The 22,040-nt window shown below is 73.0% G+C and carries 24 protein-coding genes and 1 riboswitch; of the genes, 13 read left to right on the forward strand and 11 right to left on the reverse strand.

Annotation, left to right across the window (positions count from 1 at the left end; genetic code table 11):
* Positions 1–106 precede the first annotated feature (106 nt).
* The 5 genes from ABZ899_RS08390 (at position 107) to ABZ899_RS08410 (ending at position 4,350) form a co-directional block, all read left to right on the forward strand.
* On the forward strand, positions 107–547 hold the full coding sequence (locus ABZ899_RS08390; RefSeq protein WP_361342594.1) for an SRPBCC family protein: 441 nt from the start codon (positions 107–109) through the stop codon (positions 545–547).
* Between the two features lie 63 nt (positions 548–610).
* Complete coding sequence (locus tag ABZ899_RS08395; RefSeq protein ID WP_361342597.1) at positions 611–1,786, forward strand: ArsA-related P-loop ATPase; 1,176 nt, start codon at positions 611–613, stop codon at positions 1,784–1,786.
* Positions 1,787–1,843: 57 nt separating this feature from the next.
* Positions 1,844–2,380 carry a DUF5304 domain-containing protein gene (locus ABZ899_RS08400; protein ID WP_361342599.1) on the forward strand — a complete coding sequence of 179 codons (537 nt, stop codon included), beginning with the start codon at positions 1,844–1,846 and terminating at the stop codon, positions 2,378–2,380.
* Positions 2,381–2,515: 135 nt separating this feature from the next.
* The gene (locus tag ABZ899_RS08405) at positions 2,516–3,469 is read left to right on the forward strand and encodes an ROK family glucokinase (RefSeq protein WP_361342602.1); all 954 of its coding nucleotides are present in this window, start codon (positions 2,516–2,518) and stop codon (positions 3,467–3,469) included.
* A 125-nt stretch (positions 3,470–3,594) separates the two neighbouring features.
* Positions 3,595–4,350, forward strand: a complete 756-nt coding sequence (locus ABZ899_RS08410; RefSeq protein WP_361342605.1) for an endonuclease/exonuclease/phosphatase family protein — start codon at positions 3,595–3,597, stop codon at positions 4,348–4,350.
* Between the two features lie 21 nt (positions 4,351–4,371).
* Here the strand turns inward: ABZ899_RS08410 and ABZ899_RS08415 are convergent, their stop codons facing one another.
* Complete coding sequence (locus ABZ899_RS08415) at positions 4,372–5,010, reverse strand: hypothetical protein (RefSeq protein WP_361342608.1); 639 nt, start codon at positions 5,008–5,010, stop codon at positions 4,372–4,374.
* Positions 5,003–5,782 carry an alpha/beta fold hydrolase gene (locus tag ABZ899_RS08420; protein ID WP_361342611.1) on the reverse strand — a complete coding sequence of 260 codons (780 nt, stop codon included), beginning with the start codon at positions 5,780–5,782 and terminating at the stop codon, positions 5,003–5,005. Before ABZ899_RS08420 ends, ABZ899_RS08415 begins: the two co-directional genes overlap by 8 nt.
* A 205-nt stretch (positions 5,783–5,987) precedes the next feature.
* Between ABZ899_RS08420 and ABZ899_RS08425 the strand changes: the two genes are divergently transcribed.
* The 5 genes from ABZ899_RS08425 (at position 5,988) to ABZ899_RS08445 (ending at position 11,012) form a co-directional block, all read left to right on the forward strand.
* Complete coding sequence (locus tag ABZ899_RS08425) at positions 5,988–6,695, forward strand: lysophospholipid acyltransferase family protein (protein WP_361343544.1); 708 nt, start codon at positions 5,988–5,990, stop codon at positions 6,693–6,695.
* Between the two features lie 148 nt (positions 6,696–6,843).
* Positions 6,844–8,079: a DUF5931 domain-containing protein gene (locus tag ABZ899_RS08430; RefSeq protein ID WP_361342614.1), complete on the forward strand. Its 1,236-nt coding sequence runs from the start codon at positions 6,844–6,846 to the stop codon at positions 8,077–8,079.
* Positions 8,076–8,768 (forward strand): response regulator transcription factor, encoded by a 693-nt coding sequence (locus ABZ899_RS08435; protein WP_361342617.1) that lies wholly within the window; start codon positions 8,076–8,078, stop codon positions 8,766–8,768. Before ABZ899_RS08430 ends, ABZ899_RS08435 begins: the two co-directional genes overlap by 4 nt.
* A gap of 138 nt (positions 8,769–8,906) precedes the next feature.
* A complete protein-coding gene (locus tag ABZ899_RS08440; RefSeq protein ID WP_361342620.1) occupies positions 8,907–9,935 on the forward strand; it encodes a 6-phosphofructokinase in 1,029 nt (342 codons plus the stop codon).
* Between the two features lie 81 nt (positions 9,936–10,016).
* Entirely contained in the window at positions 10,017–11,012 is a 996-nt protein-coding gene (locus tag ABZ899_RS08445; RefSeq protein ID WP_361342623.1) for a 2-hydroxyacid dehydrogenase, read from the forward strand.
* On the opposite strand, the gene ABZ899_RS08450 is transcribed toward ABZ899_RS08445, so the two are convergent.
* Positions 10,964–12,844: an anthranilate synthase family protein gene (locus ABZ899_RS08450; protein ID WP_361342626.1), complete on the reverse strand. Its 1,881-nt coding sequence runs from the start codon at positions 12,842–12,844 to the stop codon at positions 10,964–10,966. The two genes, ABZ899_RS08445 and ABZ899_RS08450, sit on opposite strands and share 49 nt — an antisense overlap.
* Before the next feature lie 94 nt (positions 12,845–12,938).
* A complete protein-coding gene (locus ABZ899_RS08455) occupies positions 12,939–12,995 on the reverse strand; it encodes a trp operon leader peptide (RefSeq protein ID WP_079033853.1) in 57 nt (18 codons plus the stop codon).
* Positions 12,996–13,091: 96 nt separating this feature from the next.
* On the opposite strand from ABZ899_RS08455, the gene ABZ899_RS08460 reads away from it, so the two are divergent.
* Together ABZ899_RS08460 and ABZ899_RS08465 are read left to right on the forward strand one after the other, a co-directional pair.
* Positions 13,092–14,444, forward strand: coding sequence for a class II 3-deoxy-7-phosphoheptulonate synthase (locus ABZ899_RS08460; RefSeq protein WP_361342629.1), 1,353 nt, complete (start codon positions 13,092–13,094; stop codon positions 14,442–14,444).
* A gap of 109 nt (positions 14,445–14,553) precedes the next feature.
* Complete coding sequence (locus ABZ899_RS08465; RefSeq protein ID WP_361342632.1) at positions 14,554–14,811, forward strand: (2Fe-2S)-binding protein; 258 nt, start codon at positions 14,554–14,556, stop codon at positions 14,809–14,811.
* A gap of 21 nt (positions 14,812–14,832) precedes the next feature.
* Here ABZ899_RS08465 and bfr read toward each other — a convergent pair whose 3' ends face one another.
* Entirely contained in the window at positions 14,833–15,309 is a 477-nt protein-coding gene (gene bfr / locus ABZ899_RS08470; protein WP_361342635.1) for a bacterioferritin, read from the reverse strand.
* A gap of 175 nt (positions 15,310–15,484) precedes the next feature.
* Here bfr and ABZ899_RS08475 point away from each other — a divergent pair, with 175 nt between their 5' ends.
* Positions 15,485–16,117, forward strand: a complete 633-nt coding sequence (locus ABZ899_RS08475) for a sulfite oxidase-like oxidoreductase (RefSeq protein WP_361342638.1) — start codon at positions 15,485–15,487, stop codon at positions 16,115–16,117.
* 19 nt (positions 16,118–16,136) lie between these two features.
* On the opposite strand, the gene ABZ899_RS08480 is transcribed toward ABZ899_RS08475, so the two are convergent.
* From ABZ899_RS08480 to thiO, 6 genes are all read right to left on the reverse strand, one after another.
* Entirely contained in the window at positions 16,137–16,628 is a 492-nt protein-coding gene (locus ABZ899_RS08480; RefSeq protein WP_361342641.1) for a DUF4396 domain-containing protein, read from the reverse strand.
* 73 nt (positions 16,629–16,701) lie between these two features.
* Positions 16,702–17,595 (reverse strand): deoxyribonuclease IV, encoded by an 894-nt coding sequence (locus tag ABZ899_RS08485; RefSeq protein WP_361342644.1) that lies wholly within the window; start codon positions 17,593–17,595, stop codon positions 16,702–16,704.
* Positions 17,596–17,685: 90 nt separating this feature from the next.
* On the reverse strand, positions 17,686–19,617 hold the full coding sequence (pknB, locus tag ABZ899_RS08490) for a Stk1 family PASTA domain-containing Ser/Thr kinase (RefSeq protein WP_361342647.1): 1,932 nt from the start codon (positions 19,615–19,617) through the stop codon (positions 17,686–17,688).
* Between the two features lie 118 nt (positions 19,618–19,735).
* The gene (locus ABZ899_RS08495) at positions 19,736–20,530 is read right to left on the reverse strand and encodes a thiazole synthase (RefSeq protein ID WP_361342649.1); all 795 of its coding nucleotides are present in this window, start codon (positions 20,528–20,530) and stop codon (positions 19,736–19,738) included.
* 2 nt (positions 20,531–20,532) lie between these two features.
* Positions 20,533–20,733, reverse strand: coding sequence for a sulfur carrier protein ThiS (gene thiS / locus ABZ899_RS08500; protein WP_361342652.1), 201 nt, complete (start codon positions 20,731–20,733; stop codon positions 20,533–20,535).
* The gene (thiO, locus tag ABZ899_RS08505; protein ID WP_361342655.1) at positions 20,730–21,890 is read right to left on the reverse strand and encodes a glycine oxidase ThiO; all 1,161 of its coding nucleotides are present in this window, start codon (positions 21,888–21,890) and stop codon (positions 20,730–20,732) included. The genes thiS and thiO overlap by 4 nt, the downstream gene beginning before the upstream one ends.
* Positions 21,888–21,999: riboswitch (TPP riboswitch) on the reverse strand. (Overlaps the previous gene by 3 nt.)
* Between the last annotated feature and the right edge of the window lie 41 nt (positions 22,000–22,040).

The following is a 22,040-nucleotide window of genomic DNA, read 5'->3' on the forward strand; positions in this document are numbered from 1 at the left end:
GCCCAGGTGGGGGTGGCTCCGCCCGGCCCCGCGCGCGGTAGCCTTCACGCTGCGCCCGCGTGCGCACCACCACTTCTTACCGGCCGCTTCTGGAGGAGCCACGGCGATGGCGGAACACACCAGCTCGAGCATCACGATCGAGGCGGCACCGGCCGATGTCATGGGGGTCATCTCCGACTTCGCCCGCTACCCGGACTGGACCGGCGAGGTGAAGGAGGCGGAGGTCCTCGCGACCGACGGCCAGGGCCGCGCCGAGCAGGTCCGCCTCGTCATGGACGCCGGGGCGATCAAGGACGACCAGGTGCTGGCGTACACCTGGACCGGCGAGCACGAGGTGTCCTGGACGCTGGTGAAGTCCCAGATGCTGCGCTCCCTGGACGGCTCCTACCTGCTCGCGCCGGCCGGCGCCGGCGCCACCGAGGTCACCTACGCCCTCACCGTGGACGTCAAGATCCCGATGCTGGGGATGATCAAGCGCAAGGCCGAGAAGGTCATCATCGACCGGGCCCTGGCCGGTCTGAAGAAGCGCGTGGAGTCCGCCAAGTAGCTCCGCCCCGGCCGGGAGCACCGCGCCCGGACGGGACCGCGCCGTCCGTTACGGTTCAGCCCTATGCGCACCATCCTGATCACCGGCCCGGGCGGCAGCGGCCGTACGACCGTCGCGGCGGCCACCGCGCTCGCCGCGGCCGCCGACGGCGCCCGCACGCTCGTGCTGAGCGCCGACCGCACCGACACCCTCGGCGCGGCCCTCGGTGTGCGCACCGGGGCGGCCCCCGTCGAGGCCGCGCCCCGGCTCACCGCCTGGCGCCCCGACGCCGCCACCGGCTTCCGCGACGACCTCGCCGCCTTCCAGGAGCGGGCGGCCGGCGCCCTCGACCTGCTCGGTGCCGCCCGGCTCGACCCGGAGGAGGTCACCCCCCTGCCCGGCGCGGAGGAGCTCGCGCTGCTGCGGGCCCTGCGCGACGCGGCGCTCGCCGAGGCCCACGACCTCCTCGTCGTCGACCTCCCTGCCACCGCGCACGCCCTCGCCCTGCTCTCCCTGCCCGAGGAGCTGCGCCGCTACCTGCGCCGCCTGCTCCCGCCGGAACGCCAGGCGGCCCGCGCCCTGCGCCCCGTCCTCGGCCGGCTGGCCGGCGTCCCGATGCCGGCGGAGTGGCTGTACGAGACCGCCGCCCGCTGGGACGTCGAGCTGGCCGCCGTGGAGGCCGTCGTCGCCGACCGCGACACCGTCGTACGGCTCGTCGCCGAACCCGGTCCGGGCGGCGCCGACGCCGTGCGCGCCGCGGAGCTCGGCCTCGCCCTGCGCGGGCTGCGCCCCGACCTGCTGGTCGCCAACCGGGTGCTGCCCGAGGCGGAGGCCGGCCCCGGCAGCTGGCTCGCCGGGCCCGTCGCCCACCAGCGCAAGGTGACCGACGGGTGGCGCGGCGCCCACGACGTCCACGAGGTCGCCCACCTCGGGCACGACCCGCGCGGCGTCCACGACCTCGCCGCGCTCGCGGTGCCCGTCGTCAACGGGACGTCCTCCACGGTCGAGTGGCCCGTCACCGACCGGCGCGCCGACGACGGCGTCCTGGTCTGGCGCATCCCCCTGCCCGGCGCGCACCGCGACGAGCTCGACCTGATCCGGCGCGGCGACGAACTCGTCCTCGCGGCGGGGCAGTTCCGGCGTATCGTGCCGCTGCCCTCCGTGCTGCGCAGGTGCGCCGTGGACGGGGCCGGGCTGCGCGACGGCGAGCTGCGGATCCGGTTCGCCCCGGACCCCGGCCTGTGGCCCCGCGCCGAGTGAAGCGGCCGGCGCCGTTCGGGTAACGTCGTAGGGACGAGCCGTAGTCAGGAGTCCGTCATGAGCGAACAGCTCCCCCCGTCCGACGCCGACGGGCACGAGCCGGTGGACGAGGCACGGACGGCCGACGCCGACGGGCACGAGCCCGTGGACGAGGCACGGAAGGCCGACGCCGACGCCTGGGCGACGGCCTGCGCCGAGGACCTCGCCGAGGAGAAGGCCCGCCGCCGGGCCCGCGACGGACAGCCGCCCGGCTCGGCCGCCGAGGAACTGCGCAAGTTCGTCGACGCCGTCGCCGACCGGCTCTCCACCCTGCGGTCCCCGCTGCTCGGCGCGGTCGCCGGACCCGCCGCCCAGCAGATGGTCAAGCAGGTCGTGGAGCAGGCCAAGGCCGCCGTCGAACCGGTCATCGAGCGCAATCCGGATGTATTCGATCATCTCGCCGCCGCCGGCAACGAACTGCTGGCCGCCTACCGTTCGGCCGCCCAGAACCAGGAGCGCCGCTGGACCGCGGGGGACGGCGGCGGCCAGGCCCCCGGGGACGGCCGCGACCGGGGCGACGACGCCGGCCCCGGCGAGCGGATCGACCTCGACTGACCCCGCCCGTGCCGGGCGCACCCCGGCACGGGCGCGGATCCCCGGTCCCGTCCGCCGAACGGACGACGCGAACCCGACGGCAAGGGCCTCGGGTACGGTTGGCCGTAGCGGGGCTCGACCGAAACTGAGGGATTCATGGGACTCACCATCGGCGTCGACATCGGCGGCACGAAGATCGCGGCCGGCGTGGTCGACGAGGAAGGCAACATCCTCTCGACCCACAAGGTGCCGACCCCGGGCACGCCCGAGGGCATCGTGGACGCCATCGCCTCCGCGGTGGAGGGCGCGCGCGCCGGGCACCAGATCGTCGGCGTGGGCATCGGTGCGGCCGGATACGTCAACCGCCAGCGTTCCGAGGTGTACTTCGCGCCGAACATCGACTGGCGCAACGAGCCGCTGAAGGAGAAGGTCGAGGCCCGCGTCGGCCTCCCCGTCGTCGTGGAGAACGACGCCAACGCGGCCGCCTGGGGCGAGTACAAGTTCGGCGCGGGCAAGGGCCACCGCAACGTCATCTGCATCACACTGGGCACCGGCCTCGGCGGCGGCATCATCATCGGCAACAAGCTGCGCCGCGGGCACTTCGGCGTGGCCGCCGAGTTCGGCCACATCCGCATGGTGCCGGACGGCCTGATGTGCGGCTGCGGCAGCCAGGGCTGCTGGGAGCAGTACGCCTCCGGCCGCGCCCTCGTGCGCTACGCCAAGCAGCGCGCCAACGCCACCCCGGAGAACGCCGAGATCCTGCTCGGCCTGGGCGACGGCACCCCCGACGGCGTCGAGGGCAAGCACATCTCCATGGCCGCCCGGCAGGGCGACCCGGTCGCCGTCGACTCCTACCGGGAGCTCGCCCGCTGGGCCGGCGCCGGCCTCGCCGACCTGGCCTCGCTGTTCGACCCGTCCGCGTTCATCGTCGGCGGCGGCCTCTCCGACGAGGGCGAACTGGTCCTCGACCCCATCCGCAAGTCCTACAAGCGCTGGCTGGTGGGCGGCAACTGGCGCCCGGTCGCCGACGTCATCGCCGCGCAGCTCGGCAACAAGGCCGGACTCGTGGGCGCCGCCGACCTGGCGCGCGAGCCCGACCCGATCATGTGACGCGGTACGCCTCGTAAGGCACCGCACGCGCCACCGCCCAGGGGCGCGGGGACCTGCGGGACCGGCCACGGGCAGGCCGTCCCCATGACCCCGCGCCCCGGGCCGTCGGGCGTACATTGACCGGCATGGCGCCGCTCCCCGAGTCCCGCACCGACCCCGACGGTTCGGCCACCCTCCGTGTGCTGAGCTACAACGTCCGCTCCCTGCGCGACGACACCGCGGCCCTCGCCCGCGTGATCCGCGCCTGCGCCCCCGACCTGGTCCTCGTCCAGGAGGCCCCCCGGTTCTTCCGCTGGCGCAAGAAACTCGCCCGGCTGGCCCGCGCCGCCGACCTCGTCATCCTCACCGGCGGGGCCCCCGCGGCGGGACCGGCGATCCTGTGCGGTCTGCGGGCCACCGTGGAACGCACCGAGGACGTGCTGCTGCCGCTGGTCCCCGGGCACCATCGGCGCGGCTTCGCCACCGCCGTGGTCCGCTTCGGCGGTGCCCGCCTCGGCGTCCTCAGCTGCCACCTCTCCCTGCACGCGGACGAGCGTCTGGAACAGGGCGGCATGCTGCTGGACCGGCTGTCCGCGCTCGGTGTGGAGCACGCCGTCGCCGGGGGAGACCTGAACGACCGGCCCACCGGCCGCACCTTCCGCCGGCTCGCCGGCAGCCTCCAGGACGGCTGGGCCACCGCCCCCTGGGGCGGTGAGCACACCTCGACACCGCTCGACCCGCACCAGCGCATCGACGCGATCTTCGCCACCGAGGGCGTGGAGGTGCTCGGCTGCGGTGTCCCGCTGGACCAGCCCGGGGTGACACAGGAGGACCTGCGGGCGGCCACGGACCATCTGCCGGTCCTCGCCGCCCTCAAGGTGCCCGCCGCGAAACAGGGCTGAACCGGGGCGGCGGGCGCCGGGTCAGACGACGGCACCCCGCCCGGGGTCGTCGCCGTCCTCGTCGTCCGTCCTCAGCCGCATCACCAGCGTGCCGAAGCCGCCCAGGAAACCGCCGATGCCGAGCGTGGCCAGCCACCACGTCATGTCCCAGCCGAACAGGACGGCGAGCAGCAGCAGCACCGGCCCGCCGACCACCGCGAGCCAGGCGAACTTCGCGGTCGCGTCCGCCTCGGGCAGCGGCGGCGGCTCCGGCGGGACGAAGTGGCCCTCGTCGTCGGCGTCGAAGTCGTCCTCAGACGGCTCGGGCGCGCTGTAGTCGCGGGGACCGACGCCGGGCGCGAAGGAGACGGAGGCGCCCAGCGGGCGCACCGGCGCGTCCCCACCGTCGTCGTCCTTCACGGCGGTGTCGCCGGGCTCGGCCCGCTCCCCCTTCGGCTCGGCCTCCGCGGCGCCGGCCACGGAGTCGTTGACGCCCGATTCGAGCAGCGCCAGGTCCTCGACCGACTTGAACGGCTTGGTCCCGGGCGGGTCCGTCGGCTCCTCGCCGTACCCGGCGACGATCGCGGCCCAGGCGGCGTCCTCGTCGAACGGGACATGCTGCTCGTCGGGCTCGCGCTCCTCGTGTCTGTCGCGGTCGGAGCCGGAGTCGTGCTCAGCCACGTGCGGTCGTCCCTTCCTTGCCGGCACCGGTCGCGAGCCGGCCGATGAATGCGAGGCTCTCCTCGTGGATCCGGTCCGCGTCATGGTGCAACGTCGCGACGTGACGGCTCTGTTCCAGCACGATCTCCGTCACGTCGGTGGACGACACCCGGCTCAGGATCCGGGCCGCGTCCGCCGCGGGCGCGACGCGGTCCTGTCCGCTGCGCAGGAGCAGCAGGGGCTGTGTGACCTGCGGGAGCTCGCCGTCGACCAGGCGGAGGAAGGACCGCAGGGAGTGCGCGGCGTGCAGTGGCACCCGGTCGTAGCCGAGCTCGCCGGCGCCCTCCTTCGCGATGCCGCCGGCGATCCCCGGCCCCGTGCGCACCAGGTGACGCGTGATCGGCAGGGTGCGCGCGGGAAGGCCGTGCGGCCGGCTCGCCGGGTCGACGGCCACCACCCCGGACACGTCCCGGCCGTGCCGGGCGGCCAGCCGCAGCGCCAGGGCGCCGCCCAGGGACAGGCCGCCGACGAAGACCTGGGAGCAGCGGTCGCGCAGGGCGCGCAGCTCGCGGTCCACCTCGGCGTACCAGTCCTGCCAGCCGGTGATCCGCAGGTCCTCCCAGCGCGTGCCGTGCCCCGGCAGCAGCGGCACCGAGACGGTGAACCCGCGCGCGGCGAGATGCTCCGCCCAGGGGCGAAGCGACCGCGGGGAGCCGGCGAATCCGTGGCACAGGAGGACCCCGACCTCGGTGCCCTCGCGGCGGTACGGCTCGGCTCCAGGAAGGACCGGCACCTTACGGTCTCCCGTTCGTGAGAGGGACGGCATGGACGTGCACGACGACATCGGCTCACGCGGCAGCCGCGTGTCGGTACAGCCCGGTGAGGTTCACCGTACGCGACCGCACTGACACCGACCAGGGCCGTCGGACCCTTCCACCGCGCTCCGGGTTAAGGTCTCCTCCACACACACAGGAGGCACAGGGTTGTTGTACGGCGCGATGAAGGTGGCCATCGGAGGACCGTTGAAGGTCGCCTTCCGGCCCTGGGTGGAGGGCCTGGAGAACGTTCCCCTCGAGGGTGCCGCGATCCTGGCGAGCAACCACCTGTCGTTCTCCGACTCGTTCTTCCTGCCCGCGGTCCTCGACCGCAAGGTGACCTTCATCGCGAAGGCCGAGTACTTCACCACCCCGGGGGTGAAGGGCCGGCTGACGGCGGCGTTCTTCAAGGGCGTCGGCCAGCTGCCGGTGGACCGCTCGGGCGCGCGCGGCGCGGGCGAGGCGGCCATCAGCAGCGGCATAGAGGTGCTGGAGCGGGGCGAGCTGTTCGGGATCTACCCGGAGGGCACGCGCTCGCCCGACGGACGGCTCTACCGGGGCAAGCCGGGCGGCCTCGCGCGCGTGGCGCTCGCCACCGGGGCGCCGGTCATCCCCGTCGCCATGATCGACACCGAGAAGATCCAGCCGCCCGGGCAGGTCATGCCCAAGCTGATGCGGCCGGGCATCCGGATCGGCAAGCCCATGGACTTCGCCCGGTACCAGGGCATGGAGCACGACCGTTTCGTCCTGCGGGCGCTGACCGACGAGGTCATGTACGAGATCATGAAGCTCTCCGGCCAGGAGTACGTCGACATGTACGCGACCGCCGCCAAGCGGCAGATCGCGGAGGCCGCCAAGGCCGAGAAGGAACAGGCGAAGAAGACGAGGTAGCCGGACGGGGAGCGTCCCAGGGCCCAGGGGTGTCCCGTCGATCGGGCCGGACCGGCGAGCGGTGCCAGGCGCCGGAAGCCCGGCATGATCGGCGAGATGCTCCCCACGGGCCGTCCGGGGCCGGGTCCGGCACACAGGGGGTGGGGGCGTGGCCAGGCGTGAGCGGGTCATGAGGATGTCGGTCGAGCAGCCGCTGTGGCGTGCGCTCGCCGGGTACCGGGTACTGACCGCGGTCTACGCGATCGGCCTGTTCGTCAGCGCGCACGACCAGGTGGCCCGGCCCTGGGTCGCCGTCGGCTACTTCGCCGTCCTGGTCGTCTGGACCCTGGCCACCCTGCCGAGGGTCGCCAACGCCGCGAGCTGCACCCGGCCCTTCCTCGCCGTGGACCTGTCCGTCGCCGTCGTCGGCATCCTGCTGACCCGGGTCGCGGAGTCGCCCGAGCGGATCGACGCCGGGGCGCCCACCCTGCCGTCGATCTGGACCGCGGGCGCCGTGCTGGCCTTCGCCATCAAGGGCGGCTGGCGCTGGGCCGCGTTCGCCTCCACGCTGGTGGCCGCCGCCAACCTGGCCGAGCGCTCCGGGGTGCCCACCCGGGACACCATCCACATGGTGCTGCTCGTCTGGATCGCGTCCATCGCCATCGGCTACGTCGTCGAGGTCGCCCGCGCCTCCGAGCGCACCCTCGCCCGCGCCCTGGAGATCGAGGCGGCCACCCGTGAACGGGAGCGGCTGGCCCGGGACATCCACGACAGCGTCCTGCAGGTGCTGGCGATGGTGCAGCGGCGCGGCGCCGTCATCGGCGGCGAGGCGGCCGAGCTCGGCCGGATGGCCGGCGAGCAGGAGGTGGCCCTGCGCACCCTGGTCTCCGGCGGACTGGTGCCGGTCTCCCGGGTCTCGGAGGACGCCGCCGAGGGCGCCGTCGTGCGGGCCGTGGAGGAGCCGGACGACGGCGGCGACGGCGGGCCGGTGGACCTGCGGTCGCTGCTCGCCCGGTACGCCGGTGCGCGGGTCAGCCTCGCGGAGCCCGGGGCTCCGGTGCCGCTGCCCCCGGCCGCCGCGCGAGAGCTGACGGCGGCCGTCGGGGCCGCCCTGGACAATGTGCGCGCGCATGCCGGGGCCGGGGCGCGCGCGTGGATCCTCGTCGAGGACGAGCCCGGCGAGGTGGTCGTCACCGTCCGGGACGACGGCCCCGGCATCCCCGAGGGCCGGCTCGCCGAGGCCGAGGGCGAGGGCCGGCTCGGGGTCGCCCTGTCGATCCGCGGACGGCTGCGCGACCTCGGCGGCACCGCCGAGGTGATCTCGGTGCCGGGTCAGGGCACCGAAGTGGAACTGAAGGTACCGAAGGCCGGCAGTGCCTCGCGGGGGAAGGCGGAACAGCGATGACGGACGGCGCGAGCGGACAGCGGGAGCCGATCAGGGTGATGGTGGTCGACGACCACCCGATGTGGCGCGACGCGGTCGCCCGCGATCTGGACGCGTCCGGCTTCGAGGTCGTGGCCACCGCGGGCGACGGCGAGCAGGCGGTGCGCCGCGCCAAGGCCGCCGGCCCCGACGTGCTGGTGCTCGACCTGAACCTGCCCGCCAAGCCCGGTGTCCAGGTCTGCAAGGAGCTCGTCGCGCACAACCCCGCGCTGCGCGTCCTCGTGCTGTCCGCGAGCGGCGAGCACGCCGACGTCCTGGAGGCCGTGAAGTCGGGCGCGACCGGCTACCTGCTGAAGTCGGCGTCGACCGAGGAGCTGCTGGACGCGGTGCGCCGCACCGCCGTCGGCGACCCGGTGTTCACGCCGGGCCTGGCCGGGCTGGTCCTCGGCGAGTACCGCAGGCTGGCCGCCGAGCCGGCGCCGCCCGCGCAGGAGGCCGGGCGGCCGGGCGCCCCGCAGCTCACCGAGCGGGAGACCGAGGTGCTGCGGCTGGTCGCGAAGGGCCTGAGCTACAAGCAGATCGCCGAACGCCTCGTCATCTCCCACCGCACGGTGCAGAACCACGTGCAGAACACCCTCGGCAAGCTCCAGCTGCACAACCGCGTGGAGCTGGTGCGGTACGCGATAGAGCGGGGCCTCGACGACGAGTGAACCGCGCGTCGCCGGCTTGACGAGCCGTAAACCAAATACCCGGCCGTTCACCGGAATTGCCGGGCCGACCCATCGCTGTGTGACCTGGCTCACCATTAGCGTGGCCTCACCAGGCAACCCCGGCGAAGGGACATTTCCATGCGGGTCGGAGTACTGACCGGGGGCGGCGACTGCCCCGGTCTCAACGCCGTCATCCGGGCCGTCGTCCGCAAGGGCGTCCAGGAGTACGGCTACGAATTCGTGGGCTTCCGGGACGGCTGGCGAGGTCCGCTCGAGAACGACACCGTCCGTCTCGACATCCCGGCCGTGCGCGGCATCCTGCCCCGCGGCGGCACCGTCCTCGGCTCCTCGCGCACCAACCCCCTCAAGGAACAGGACGGCATCCGGCGCATCAAGGACAACCTCGCCAAGCAGGAGGTCCAGGCACTGATCGCCATCGGCGGCGAGGACACCCTCGGGGTCGCCGCCCGGCTGTCCGACGAGTACGGCGTGCCCTGTGTCGGCGTGCCGAAGACCATCGACAACGACCTGTCCGCCACCGACTACACCTTCGGCTTCGACACCGCCGTCGGCATCGCGACGGAGGCCATCGACCGGCTGCACACCACCGCCGAGTCCCACATGCGCGTGCTGGTCTGCGAGGTGATGGGCCGTCACGCCGGCTGGATCGCCCTGCACTCCGGGCTGGCCGGCGGCGCCAACGTCATCCTCATCCCCGAGCAGCGCTTCGACGTCGATAAGGTCTGCGCCTGGATCACCTCCCGCTTCAAGGCGTCGTACGCCCCGATCGTGGTGGTCGCCGAGGGCGCCATGCCCAAGGACGGCGACATGGTCCTCAAGGACGAGTCGCTCGACTCCTTCGGGCACGTGCGGCTCTCCGGGGTCGGCGAGTGGCTGGCCAAGGAGATCGAGAAGCGGACCGGCAAGGAGGCCCGCACCACCGTCCTCGGGCACATCCAGCGCGGCGGCACCCCGAGCGCCTTCGACCGCTGGCTCGCCACCCGCTTCGGACTGCATGCCATCGAGGCGGTCCGCGACGGCGACTTCGGCAAGATGGTCGCGCTGCGCGGCACGGACATCGTGCGGGTCCCGATCGCCGAGGCGACGGCCAGGCTGAAGACGGTCGACGCCAAGCTCTACGACGAGGCCGGCGTCTTCTTCGGCTGACCGGCGCCGGGCCCGACCGCCCGGCGGCGACGGGTTGTGGGCCGTATATTGCGGCCCACAGCCCTACGAGCGGGAGCAGCCTTGGAGATCGTCGCCTTCGGCGTGCAGGCCGACGAGAAACCCCTGATCCAGGAGGCGTTCCGGGACCACCACGCCGTCCGCTGCCTGGACGTCTTCCTCAACGACGACACCGTCCCCATCGCGGCCGGCCACGAGATCGTCTGCACCAGCGTCAACTGCGACCTGGGCGCCTCCGTGCTGCGGGCCCTGGCGGCCGGCGGCACCCGGATGGTCGCCCAGCGCTCCACCGGCTTCAACAACATCGACCTCGATGTCGCCGGTGACCTCGGCATGACCGTCGCCCGGGTCTCGTACTACTCGCCCTACTCGGTGGCCGAGTTCGCGTGGACCCTCGCCATGGCGGTCAACCGCCGCATCGTGCGGGCCTGCACGCGCACGCGTGACTTCGACTTCCGCCTCGACGGGCTGATGGGCCGCGACCTGCACGGCCGCACCGCGGGCGTCCTCGGCACCGGGAAGATCGGCGAGGCCTTCGCCCGCATCGCCCACGGGTTCGGCATGAAACTGCTCGGCTGGGACGTCGCCGAGAACCCCGCCTGTATGCAGCTCGGCATGCGGTACGTCCCCAAGGAGCGGCTCCTCGCCGAGTCCGACCTGGTCAGCCTGCACGTTCCGCTGATGCCCGAGACCAGCCGGCTGATCGACGCGGACGCGCTGCGGACGATGAAGGACGACGCGATCCTCGTGAACTCCAGCCGGGGCGGGCTCATCGACACCGCGGCCCTCGTCGCCGAACTGCGCGAGGGCCGCTTCACCGGGGTCGGCCTCGACGTCTACGAGGCCGAGGCCGGACTGTTCTTCCTGGACAAGTCGCTCCAGGCCATCGAGGACGACACCCTGGCCCGCCTGGTCACCTTCCCGAACGTCCTGGTCACCTCCCACCAGGCGTACTACACCCGGGACGCCGTCGGCCAGATCGTCGACACCACCGTGCGCAACGTCCTCGACTACACCGCGGGCCGCCGCTCGGAGAACGTGCTGGTCCCGCGCAGCTGACCCACCAGCTCCCGGACGACGGCGGCGCCGTTCAGCGTCAGCACCGACTCGGGGTGGAACTGCACCCCGGCGAAGCCGGGACCGCGCAGGGCGTGCACCTCCCCGTTCTCCGCCCGGCTGACCGCGACGCCGTGCGCGGCCAGCTCCTGGAGCGCCTCGTCGTCGCAGCGCGCCACGAAGCTGTTGTAGAAGCCGACCGTCTCCGGCCGCCCGAACAGGTCGATCGTGGTCTGCGCGCCCTGGTACGGCACGTCCTTGCGCACGATGTCCAGGCCCAGCTCGACCGCGATCAGCTCATGGCCGAGGCAGACGCCGAGCACGCCGTGCCGGTGGTGCCGTACGACCTCGGCGGTCAGGTCCCGCAGGAAGCGCATCTTCGGGTCGGACAGATCGCAGGGGTCGCCGGGACCGGGGCCGAGCACCACCGGCCCCTCGTGCGCGAGCACCGCCTCCCGCAGCCCCGGCTCGTCGTAGCGCCGGACGCTCACCCCGAGGCCGCCGGCGCGCAGCAGGTGCGCCAGCATCGCGGTGAAGGTGTCCTCGGCGTCGACGACCAGGGCGTCACCGGTGAGCTCGTCGCCCCGCTCCTGCATCCGCAGCCAGAACGGAGCCAGCGACGCCCGCCGCCCGTCCAGCGCGGCCCGCACGCGCGGGTCGTCGGCGAGCCGCACGCGCGCGTGCCGGGCGCGCGGCCGGGACGGCCCCACCCCCAGCGCCGCCAGCACCCCGGCCGCCTTCGCGTGGGTCTCGGCCACCTCGCCTGCCGGGTCCGAGCCGCGCACCAGCGTGGCGCCGACCGGCACCCGCAGCCGCCCGCCGGCGTCGATGTCGGCGGTGCGGATCAGGATGGGGGAGTCGAGGGTCTGCGCCCCGCCGGAGTCCCGGCCGAGCAGGGCCAGGGCGCCCGCGTAGTAGCCGCGCCCACCGGACTCGTGCCGCTCGATGACCCGGCAGGCGTTCTGCACGGGGGAGCCGGTCACGGTCGCCGCGAACATGGTCTCCCGCAGCACGTCCCGCGCGTCCAGCGAGGACTTCCCGCGCAGCTCGTACTCGGTGTGCGCGAGGTGCGCCATCTCCTTCAGCCGGGGCCCGACGACGACCCCGCCCATGTCGCCGACGGTGCACATCATCTTCAGCTCCTCGTCGACCACCATCGACAGCTCCTCGATCTCCTTGCCGTCGGCGAGGAAGTCCAGCAGGTGCCCGGGGGTCGGCCCCTCCGCGGGGTAGCGGTACGTCCCGCTGATCGGGTTCATCACGACCGTGCCGCCCGCCATCCGCACATGCACCTCGGGGCTGGCCCCGACCAGCGTGCGGTCGCCGGTGTGGACGACGAACGTCCAGTACGCGCCCCGCTCGCCCTCCAGCAGCCGCCGGAACAGCGCGAGCGCGTCGGCCCGGGAGAACCCGTCGATCCGGCCCTCGTACGTCCGCCGGATCACGAAGTTGGCGCCCTCGCCCCGCCCGATCTCCTCGTCCAGCACCCGCCCGACGATCTCCGCGTACTCCTCGTCGCCGACGTCGAAGCCGCCGCCCTCGACCCGTACCTCGTGGGCCGGGAGCTGCGCCAGGGCGTCGGCCAGCGGCACGGTGTGCGACTCCTCGGGCGTCAGCACCAGCAGGGGGGTGCCGTCGTCCCGGACGTCGAAGCCGCGCTCGCGGATCTGCCGGAAGGGCACCAGCGCCAGGCCCTCGTCGGGGAGGTCGGCCAGCCGGTCGCGGGTGGCGACGGGACCGAGGAGGACCTCCACGGTGTTCTCGTCGTGGCCCGGCGCGCGACGGCGCAGCAGGGCGAACGGGCGGGGATCGTCGAGCAGGTCGAGCAGCTGCATGGGTCCGATGTTCCTTCTCGCTGGGAGGAACGGACCCCGGGAAACACCGAAGGCCGCCCCTCGGGCGGCCTTCGCGAAGTCTGGATACGCGCAGTCAGCGGGCCGCCGGATGAGCGGTCCACCACCAGTTCTGGATCGAGTGCGCGAACATGCCTGGCACCCTACCGCATGTCCGAGTCGTGTACGCCGTGTCTCAATTGCTGGGCATGGGGCGGGACGCCCGACACGACCCCGTAATGTTGAGGACGTGACCGTGAACGCTAAGACCAGCGCGAGCGCTGGCAACACCTGGCGAAACCTGCCCGCGGCGCAGCAGCCCGAGTACCCCGACCCCGAGGCTCTGCGCGCAGTGATCGCGGACCTCGAGTCGTATCCGCCGCTCGTCTTCGCGGGCGAGTGCGACCAGCTGCGCGCCCGGCTGGCGGCCGTCGCCAAGGGAGAGGCGTTCCTCCTCCAGGGCGGCGACTGCGCCGAGGCGTTCGACGGGGTGTCCGCGGACCACATCCGCAACAAGCTCAAGACCCTGCTCCAGATGGGCGCCGTGCTCACGTACGCCGCCTCGGTGCCGGTCGTGAAGGTCGGCCGGATCGCCGGCCAGTACTCCAAGCCGCGCTCCAAGCCGACCGAGACCCGCGACGGCGTCACCCTGCCGACCTACCGCGGCGACTCCGTCAACGGCTTCGACTTCACCGAGGAGGCCCGCGTCCCGGACCCCGAGCGGCTGAAGCGGATGTACAACGCCTCCGCCTCCACGCTCAACCTGGTGCGCGCCTTCACCACCGGCGGCTACGCCGACCTGCGCCAGGTGCACGCCTGGAACCAGGACTTCGTGAAGTCGTCCCCGTCCGGGCAGCGCTACGAGCAGCTGGCCCGCGAGATCGACCAGGCGCTCAACTTCATGCACGCCTGCGGGGCCGACCCGGAGGAGTTCAAGACGGTCGAGTTCTACGCCTCGCACGAGGCGCTGCTGCTCGACTACGAGTCCGCGCTGACCAGGGTCGACTCCCGCACCGGCCAGCTGTACGACGTCTCCGGGCACATGGTGTGGATCGGTGAGCGCACCCGGCAGCTCGACGGCGCGCACATCGAGTTCGCCTCGAAGATCCGCAACCCCATCGGCATCAAGCTCGGCCCGACGACGACGGCCGAGGAGGCGCTGCAGTACATCGACCGCCTCGACCCGGACCGCGAGCCGGGCCGGCTGACCTTCATCGTCCGCATGGGCGCCGACAAGATCCGGGACAGGCTCCCCGAGCTCGTCGAGAAGGTCACCGCCTCCGGTGCCACCGTGGCCTGGGTGACCGACCCGATGCACGGCAACACCTTCGAGGCGGCCTCCGGGCACAAGACCCGCCGCTTCGACGACGTGCTGGACGAGGTCAAGGGCTTCTTCGAGGTCCACAAGTCGCTGGGCACCCACCCGGGCGGCATCCACGTGGAGCTCACCGGCGACGACGTCACCGAGTGCGTGGGCGGCGGCGACGAGATCTTCGTCGACGATCTGCACCAGCGCTACGAGACGGCCTGCGACCCGCGGCTGAACCGCAGCCAGTCGCTCGACCTGGCGTTCCTGGTCGCGGAGATGTACCGCGACCAGTGATCTCTCCGATCACCAAGGTGTGGGGCGCGGATCACACGATCCGCGCCCCACACCACTTTTGCGCTCCTGCCAGGACGGGTAAGGTTAGGTTTGCCTCACCGATCAGGGGATGGCACTTCGATCCCGCCGGGAGGTGAACCGCGTGTACGTCTGCAGTTGCTTCGGCATCACCGAGCAGCAGGTCAAGAAGCACGCGGAGAACGGCGCCTCCACTCCCCGCCAGGTCGCCTCGGCCTGCAAAGCCGGCACCGACTGCGGATCGTGCGTGCGCCGTATCCAGGCGCTGCTGGGCCGGGGTGCCTGCCCCCGCCGTGAACTCGCCGACCGCGGTGAGTCGGTCGTCTCCGACCTCGAGGACGCCGCCTAGACCGGGAGGTCCGGGCCGGCCCTAGCTCGGCTGCTCGATCTGCTGGGCGATGTAGAGCGCCTCCCCGAGCTTGTCGATGAGCTCCAGCTGGGTGTCCAGGTAGTCGATGTGGTGCTCCTCGTCCGCCAGGATCTCCTCGAAGATGTTCGCGGACGTGACGTCGCCCTTGGAGCGCATCAGCTCGATGCCGCGCTTGAGGCGGTCGATCGCCTCCATCTCCACCTGCCGGTCGGCCTGGAACATCTCCGTGACCGTCTGGCCCACCCGCACATGGAAGAGCCGCTGGTAGTTGGGCAGGCCGTCCAGCATGAGGATGCGCTCGGTGAGCTTGTCCGCGTGCTTCATCTCGTCGATGGACTCTTCCCGCGTGTACTTCGCGAGCTTCGTCCAGCCGTTGTTGTCCTGGATGCGGTAGTGCAGCCAGTACTGGTTGATCGCGGTGAGCTCACCGGTGAGCTGCTCGTTCAGGAATTCGAGGACCTCGGGGTCGCCCTGCATCGCTTCGGGCTCCTTCCAAGCGAGGGACTGGCAGGATGCGGCGCATGATTCCACCGGACGCGAAGATCGTCCAGTAAGTCTTCACTTAGTAAGTAAGTCCACGCTTAGTCCGTTTTACGCGGTTGGGTGGGGGGTGTGGTCAGGTGCACTGTCCCGGGTCTGTCAGGATGGAGGCATGGGTCAGCCGGTGGAGCGCGAAGGTGAGGCAGCAGCACACTCCGAGCTCCCGCCGGGGCAGCGCGTCCAGCGCGGATGGCCCGTCACGCACTACGGCCCGGTCCCCAAGTTCCGCCCCGAGCGCTGGGACTTCCGGGTCTTCGGCGCCACGGCCGACGGCGAGAAGCACAGTTGGACCCATGAGGAGTTCACGGCCCTGCCGTACACCAGCCTCGTCGCCGACCTGCACTGCGTGACTAAGTTCAGCATGCTCGGCGCCGAGTGGGGCGGCATCCCGGCGCGCACCATCCTGGACATCGCGCCGCCGGCGCCCGCCGTCACCCATGTCATGGTGTGGGCCGAATACGGCTTCAGCTCCAACCTGCGGCTGGACGACTTCGCCTCCGACCGCGCGATCTTCGCCACCCACCGGGACGGCGAGCTGCTGACCGCCGAGCACGGCTTCCCGCTGCGTCTGGTCGTTCCCCATCTGTACGCCTGGAAAGGACCCAAGTGGGTCCGCGGCGTGGAGTACATGACCGCCGACCGGCGCGGCTTCTGGGAGGAGCGCGGCTACCACAACATCGGCGACCCGTGGCGCGAGCAGCGCTACTCCTATCAGGAGGAGCCCGGGGACGGCCCCGAGCTCTGACTCCTGGCGCGGACGGGACTCAGTGGTACTGGTGCACCACCGCGTGCCCGCGGCCCCGGCCGATCATCCACTTGTTGACCGGAGTGGTGAGGGCGAAGGCGACGGCCAGCGCGATCGCCAGCACCCACCAGAACAGCGGGTCGCCGAGCCCGGCGTCCATGGCGCCCGGCCACAGCACGATCACGCCGTTGTCGACCAGCTCCATCACCGCGATGGACAGGGTGTCGGCGGCCAGCGCCACCTTCACGGCGGCGCCCAGTCCGAGGCCCGCCCTGAGGACGCCGCGCAGCGTGAGCGCGTAGCCGAAGAAGAAGGCCAGGACGATCGCCAGGACCAGGGTCGGCACGGCGCTCCAGCCGAGCGCGGTGCCGATCACCATGCCCAGCACCTCGCCGATGGCGCAGCCGGTGAGGCAGTGCAGCGTGGCCCGGACGGCGGTCTGCCACCCGCCGCCGGCGGCTGCCGCCTCGTGGTGGTGATGAACGTGTGACGCGTGTGCCTGATGTTCCATGACGCCCCCTGACGCGCGGTTCCGCTTCTCGCTCCACAGAACCACATACCCCCTGGGGGTATTCCTGTGCGGGTCAGCCGTCGCGGAGTTTCTTCAGCCGCTCCACGTCCGCCGCGTGCCCCTGCATGCCGCCGGGGGTCTCGATGATCAGCGGAACACCCGCGGTCGCCGGGTGGGTCATCAGCGCGCGGAACGGGTCCTCCCCGATGTGCCCCGCGCCGATGTTCTCGTGCCGGTCCTTGTGCGCGCCGACGACGTCCTTGGAGTCGTTGGCGTGGATCAGCTTCAGCCGGCCCTCGCCGACCGTGTCCACCAGCAGGTCCAGGGTCTGGTGCATCCCGGAGGGGCCGGTGAGGTCGTGGCCGGCCGCGTAGATGTGGCAGGTGTCCAGGCAGACCCCCAGCTTCGGATGGGCGTCCAGGGCCTCGAAGTACGGCCCGAAGTCCCAGGTCCGCGAGCACAGCGAGGAGCCCTGCCCGGCGGTGGACTCCAGCAGCAGGAACGGGTCGTCGTCGTGGGTCAGCTCGTCGAGCAGCGGCAGCAGGTGCTCGCGGACCTGCTTCAGGGCGACGGAGCGGTCCCGGCCGCCGGTCGCGCTGCCCGTGTGCACCACCACGCCGAGCGCCCCGATCTCCCGGCCGCGCCGCAGCGAGTGCCGCAGCGACTCCACCGACCTCTCGACGGTCGCCTCGGTGTGCGAGCCGAAGTTGATCAGGTACGGGGCGTGCACGTACGCCGGTATCGACTCGGCGGCGCAGGCGGCCCGGAACTCCTCGTCCTGGCGAGGGTTGCCGGCCGGGGTCGCCCACCCCCGGGGGTTGGCGACGAAGACCTGGACCGTCTCGGCCTTCAGGTCACGGGCGTAGGCGAGACCGACGGAGCTGAGACCGCCGGCCACGGGGACATGGCCGCCGACAGGATTGCGGGAGGGGCCGGGGAGGGGGGTGGCGAACTGCTGACTTCTCACCGGTCCAGGGTGCCACGCCGGGGCAAATGTCCGGTCACCCGCCCGGTGACCGGGGCCGTCCCGCCGGCGGTCGGCGTCCAGGGGATCGCCTCACCGGATGGTGATGGTGATCGTCGACCCCTTGGGCGCCGTGTCGCCGCCTTTCACGGACTGCTTCTTGACCGTGTCCCCGAACAGGCCGAGCAGCCCGCGGTCCTCGTCGACCTCGAAACCGGCGGCCGCCAGGCGGTCCGTGGCGTCGTCGACGCTCTCTCCGACGACGTCCGGGACCTCGATCATCTCCGGCCCCTTGGAGAGGGTCAGCGTGACGGTGTCGCCCTCGGCCGCCTGGAGGCCCTCGCGCGGCGACTGCCGGGCGACCTGGCCCGCGTCGAACTCGGAGTTGACCCGGGCGGGCGCGATCTTCACCTTCAGTCCGGCCTCCTCCAGCTCGGCCCGCGCGTCCTCCTCGCCGGCGCCGGTGACGTCCGGGATGTCGACCGGGCTGCCCTTGCTGACGGTGAGCGCGACCGCGGAGCCTGAGCGGACCGTGGCACCGTCGCCGGGGGACGAGGAGATCACGGAGCCGCGCGCGATCTCGTCGTCGAACTCGCGCGTCACCATGCCCGGCTCCAGGCCGCGGTCCTTCAGCGCGGCCCGCGCCTCGGCGAGCGGGCGGTCCCGCAGATCCGGCACCTTCACCGTCCGCGGGCCGAGGGAGACGACCAGGTCCACGGAGTCGTTCTGCCGGATGCGGGCGCCCGGCTCCGGGTCCGTGCCGACGACGGTGCCGCGGTCGAAAGTGTCGCTGTACGCCCGCCGCACCCGGCCGACGTCGAGCCCGTCCTGCTCCAGACGGTCCCGGGCCTGCGCCTCGGTCTTCGACAGCAGCGGCGGGACCTCGGTGAACTGGCCGGAGTTGATGTACCAGATGCCCGCGCCCAGACCCAGGGCCAGCAGCACGGCGGCCACCACGACCAGGGGGCCGCGCGGCCGGCGCGAAGCCCGCGCGCGGGGCGGCCCGGACGGCGGGGGCGGCGGCATCTCCAGGCGGCTGGTGCGGTCGACCGGACCGTCCCCGTCGACCGGCAGCGGCCGGGCCGCGGTGAGCCCGCGCGGGATCACGCTCGTGCGGTCGTCGGCTTTGTCGTGCCCGCCGGACAGCGCCTGCGGGGGCATCGCGTCCAGCTGCTCGTCGGTGAGGGCCGCGCGCGCCACTCGGGCCTGCGCGAGCAGGGTCACGGCGTCGTACGGACGGACGCCCGGGGTGCGGGCGGTGGCGGAGGCGACCAGCGCGTCGAGCTCGTAGGCCAGGCCCGGCACCACCGCGGAGGGCGGCGGGACGTCCTCGTGCAGGTGCTTGTAGAGCACCACGGCGGGTGAGTCCCCGTCGTGCGGCTTCCCGCCGGTCAGCATCTCGTACAGGACGACACCGCAGGCGTACACGTCGACACGGGCGTCGGCGGCGCCCGGCTGCTCTATCTGCTCGGGCGCGAGATACGAGACGGTGCCGAGGACGGCCCCGGTGGTGCTGGTCACGGTGTCCACCGAGCGCACCAGGCCGAAGTCGGCGACCTTGACCCGGCCGTCGTCCCCTATCAGCACGTTCTCCGGCTTCATGTCCCGGTGCACGAACCCGGCCCGGTGCGCGGCGCCGAGCGCGGCGAGCACCGGCTCCAGGATGTCGAGCGCGGCCCGCGGCTGGAGCGCCCCGCGCTCGCGCAGGACGTCCCGCAGGGTGCAGCCGGCGATGTACTCCATCGCGAGATAGACGTACGACCCGTCGGCGCCCTGGTCGAAGACCTGCACCACGTTCGGATGGGCCAGCCGGGCGACGGACTTCGCCTCCCGGATGAACCGCTCGACGAACGCCCCGTCCACCGCCAGCGCCGGATGCATCACCTTGAGCGCGAGCACGCGGTCGAGGCGGGTGTCCAGGGCCCGGTAGACCGTGGCCATCCCGCCGACCGCGATCCGCGCGTCCACGCGATACCGGCCGTCGAGCACCTGCCCGACCAGAGGGTCCTGAAGGGTCGTATCCACGCAGGGGAGTGTACGAGCCGACACCGACACCCCGTCCGGTCCGGCCGGGATCGGGGCGGGACTGCGACCGTCCTGTGACGGACGCCTCACCCTCCGGGCGCCTTGATCGAACGCACGTTCAGAAGGCCGGCCGCTCCGGATCCAGCCGCGCCAGGCCGTCCACCGGGGAGGACGCCTCGGCGAAGTGCCGCCGGGGGATCCGGCCCGCCCGGCGGGCCAGCCGGCCCGCCTCCACCGCGTGCCGCATCGCGTCGGCCATCAGCACCGGCTCCTGGGCCCGCGTCACCGCCGAGGCGAGCATCACGCCCGCGCAGCCCAGCTCCATCGCGAGCGCCGCGTCCGAGGCCGTCCCGGCTCCCGCGTCCAGGATCACCGGCACGCGCGCGTGCTCCACGATCAGCGCGAAGTTGTGCGGATTGCGGATGCCGAGCCCGGAGCCGATGGGGGAGCCCAGCGGCATGACCGCCGCGCACCCGGCGTCCTCCAGCCTGCGCGCCAGCACCGGGTCGTCGTTGGTGTACGGCAGCACCGTGAACCCGTCGTCGACCAGGGTCTCCGCCGCGTCCAGCAGCTCGACCGGGTCCGGCAGCAGGGTCCGCTCGTCGGCGATGACCTCCAGCTTGACCAGGTCCGTGCCGAGCGCCTCGCGGGCGAGGCGGGCCGTCAGCACCGCCTCGCCCGCGGTGAAGCACCCCGCGGTGTTCGGCAGCACCCGGATGCCGAGCCGGTCGAGCACGGAGAGGACCGAGCCGTGCACCGAAGGGTCCACCCGCCGCATCGCGACGGTCGTCAGCTCCGTCCCGGACGCCACGAGTGCCCGCTCCAGCACGTCCAGGCTGGGCGCCCCGCCCGTGCCCATGATCAGCCGCGAGGTGAGGGACAGGTCCCCGATGACGAGGGGGTCGTCGGCCATGGTCAGCCTCCTTGCACGGCGGTCAGGACTTCGACGCGGTCCCCCTCGCGCAGCGGCGTCGACGGCCACTGCGCGCGCGGGACGACGGTCTCGTTCAGGGCGGCGGCCACCCCGGAGGGGGCCGCGGTGAGCAGCCGGACGGCGTCGTCGAGCGCCGTGCCGGGGGCGACCCGCCGCAACTCCCCGTTGAGCGAGATGTTCATGCCGGCTGCTCCTGGGGGGCGGCGGCGAACCGCAGCGGCGTGAAGTCACGGGCCACGTCCGGCAGTTCACCGGTGGTCAGGACGTGCGCCAGGACGTCCCCGGTGACCGGCGCGAGGAGCACGCCGTTGCGGTGGTGCCCGGTGGCGAGCAGCAGCCCGTCCAGGGCGGTCGGGCCGAGCAGCGGCGCGTTGTCGGGGGAGGCGGGGCGCAGGCCCGCCCGGGTCTCGGCCAGCGGCAGCTCGGTGAGGCCGGGCACCAGCTCATGGGCGTCGCGCAGCAGCTCGTACACGCCGCCGGCGGTCACCGTGGTGTCCCAGCCCAGCTCCTCGCTCGTCGCCCCGACGACCAGCTCCCCGCTCTCGCGCGGCACCAGGTACACCTGGCTGCCCCGCACCATCGCCCGCACCGTCCGGCTCAGGAACGGCGCGAGGCCCTGCGGCACGGTCAGCCGCAGCACCTGCCCCTTCACGGGCCGCACGGGCGGCCGTACGGCGTCCGGGACGCCCGCGAGCCGGCCGCTCCGACTGCCGGCCGCGAGGACCACCCGGTCCGCGCGCAGCGCCGTGCCGTCCGTGGTGGTGACCCCCGTCGCCCGGTCCGCCGTGACGTCCAGGCGCCCGGCCCAGGCCCGGTGGAAGGTCACACCGGCCCGCTCGCACGCCTCCAGCAGCGCCCCGGTGAGCAGCCGGGGGTCGATCTGGTGGTCGCCGTCCACCCGCAGCCCGCCGCGCACTCCGGGCGCGAGCATCGGCTCCAGGCGCCGGCACTCCCGCCCGGTCAGCCACTCGGAGTCCAGCCCCGAACGGGTCTGCAGGGCGTGCAGCTCCCGCAGGTGGGCGCGGTCGTCCGCGTCGAGGGCCACGGCCAGCGTGCCGCACCGGCGGTAGCCGAGGGGGTGTCCGGTGAGGTCGGCGAGCTCGGCCGCGAAGTCCGGATAGCGGCGGGCCGAGTCGAGGTTCAGGGCGAGCAGGGTCTGTTCCCCGTAGTGGAGTTCGGTGACCGCGGCCAGCATCCCGGCCGCCACCTGGGCGGCCCCGCCACCCGGCTCCGGGTCCGCCACGGCCGTGGCGAACCCGCGCTGCGCGGCCCGCCACGCCGTGACCAGGCCGATGATCCCGCCCCCGACGACGAGGACGTCTGACGTACGTGAGGACATGGGCGTCCAGCCCCTCCCTTCGCCGGCATGACCCGGATCAGGTTCGTACGGTCGGAGGCCGCCAGCCTCCCTCTCAGCCCGGTGCGTCCGGGCTCCCGCGAGTGCTCTACGGTGGCCACCCTAGCCCGCAGTCCCAGGTATCGGTAAGGG

Origin of the sequence: Streptomyces sp. NPDC046859 (assembly GCF_040645135.1) — a bacterium.
Classification (GTDB): Bacteria; Actinomycetota; Actinomycetes; order Streptomycetales; family Streptomycetaceae; genus Streptomyces.

Bases quoted from the DNA above. Each gene is read 5' to 3' on its own strand.
- ABZ899_RS08390 (WP_361342594.1), top strand. From the start codon at position 107: ATGGCGGAACACACCAGCTCGAGCATCACGATCGAGGCGGCACCGGCC.
- ABZ899_RS08395 (WP_361342597.1), top strand. From the start codon at position 611: ATGCGCACCATCCTGATCACCGGCCCGGGCGGCAGCGGCCGTACGACC.
- ABZ899_RS08400 (WP_361342599.1), top strand. From the start codon at position 1,844: ATGAGCGAACAGCTCCCCCCGTCCGACGCCGACGGGCACGAGCCGGTG.
- ABZ899_RS08405 (WP_361342602.1), top strand. From the start codon at position 2,516: ATGGGACTCACCATCGGCGTCGACATCGGCGGCACGAAGATCGCGGCC.
- ABZ899_RS08410 (WP_361342605.1), top strand. From the start codon at position 3,595: ATGGCGCCGCTCCCCGAGTCCCGCACCGACCCCGACGGTTCGGCCACC.
- ABZ899_RS08425 (WP_361343544.1), top strand. From the start codon at position 5,988: ATGAAGGTGGCCATCGGAGGACCGTTGAAGGTCGCCTTCCGGCCCTGG.
- ABZ899_RS08435 (WP_361342617.1), top strand. From the start codon at position 8,076: ATGACGGACGGCGCGAGCGGACAGCGGGAGCCGATCAGGGTGATGGTG.
- ABZ899_RS08440 (WP_361342620.1), top strand. From the start codon at position 8,907: ATGCGGGTCGGAGTACTGACCGGGGGCGGCGACTGCCCCGGTCTCAAC.
- ABZ899_RS08450 (WP_361342626.1), bottom strand. From the start codon at position 12,844: ATGCAGCTGCTCGACCTGCTCGACGATCCCCGCCCGTTCGCCCTGCTG.
- ABZ899_RS08465 (WP_361342632.1), top strand. From the start codon at position 14,554: ATGGCACTTCGATCCCGCCGGGAGGTGAACCGCGTGTACGTCTGCAGT.
- bfr (WP_361342635.1), bottom strand. From the start codon at position 15,309: ATGCAGGGCGACCCCGAGGTCCTCGAATTCCTGAACGAGCAGCTCACC.
- ABZ899_RS08475 (WP_361342638.1), top strand. From the start codon at position 15,485: ATGGGTCAGCCGGTGGAGCGCGAAGGTGAGGCAGCAGCACACTCCGAG.
- ABZ899_RS08480 (WP_361342641.1), bottom strand. From the start codon at position 16,628: ATGGAACATCAGGCACACGCGTCACACGTTCATCACCACCACGAGGCG.
- ABZ899_RS08495 (WP_361342649.1), bottom strand. From the start codon at position 20,530: ATGGCCGACGACCCCCTCGTCATCGGGGACCTGTCCCTCACCTCGCGG.
- thiS (WP_361342652.1), bottom strand. From the start codon at position 20,733: ATGAACATCTCGCTCAACGGGGAGTTGCGGCGGGTCGCCCCCGGCACG.
- thiO (WP_361342655.1), bottom strand. From the start codon at position 21,890: ATGTCCTCACGTACGTCAGACGTCCTCGTCGTCGGGGGCGGGATCATC.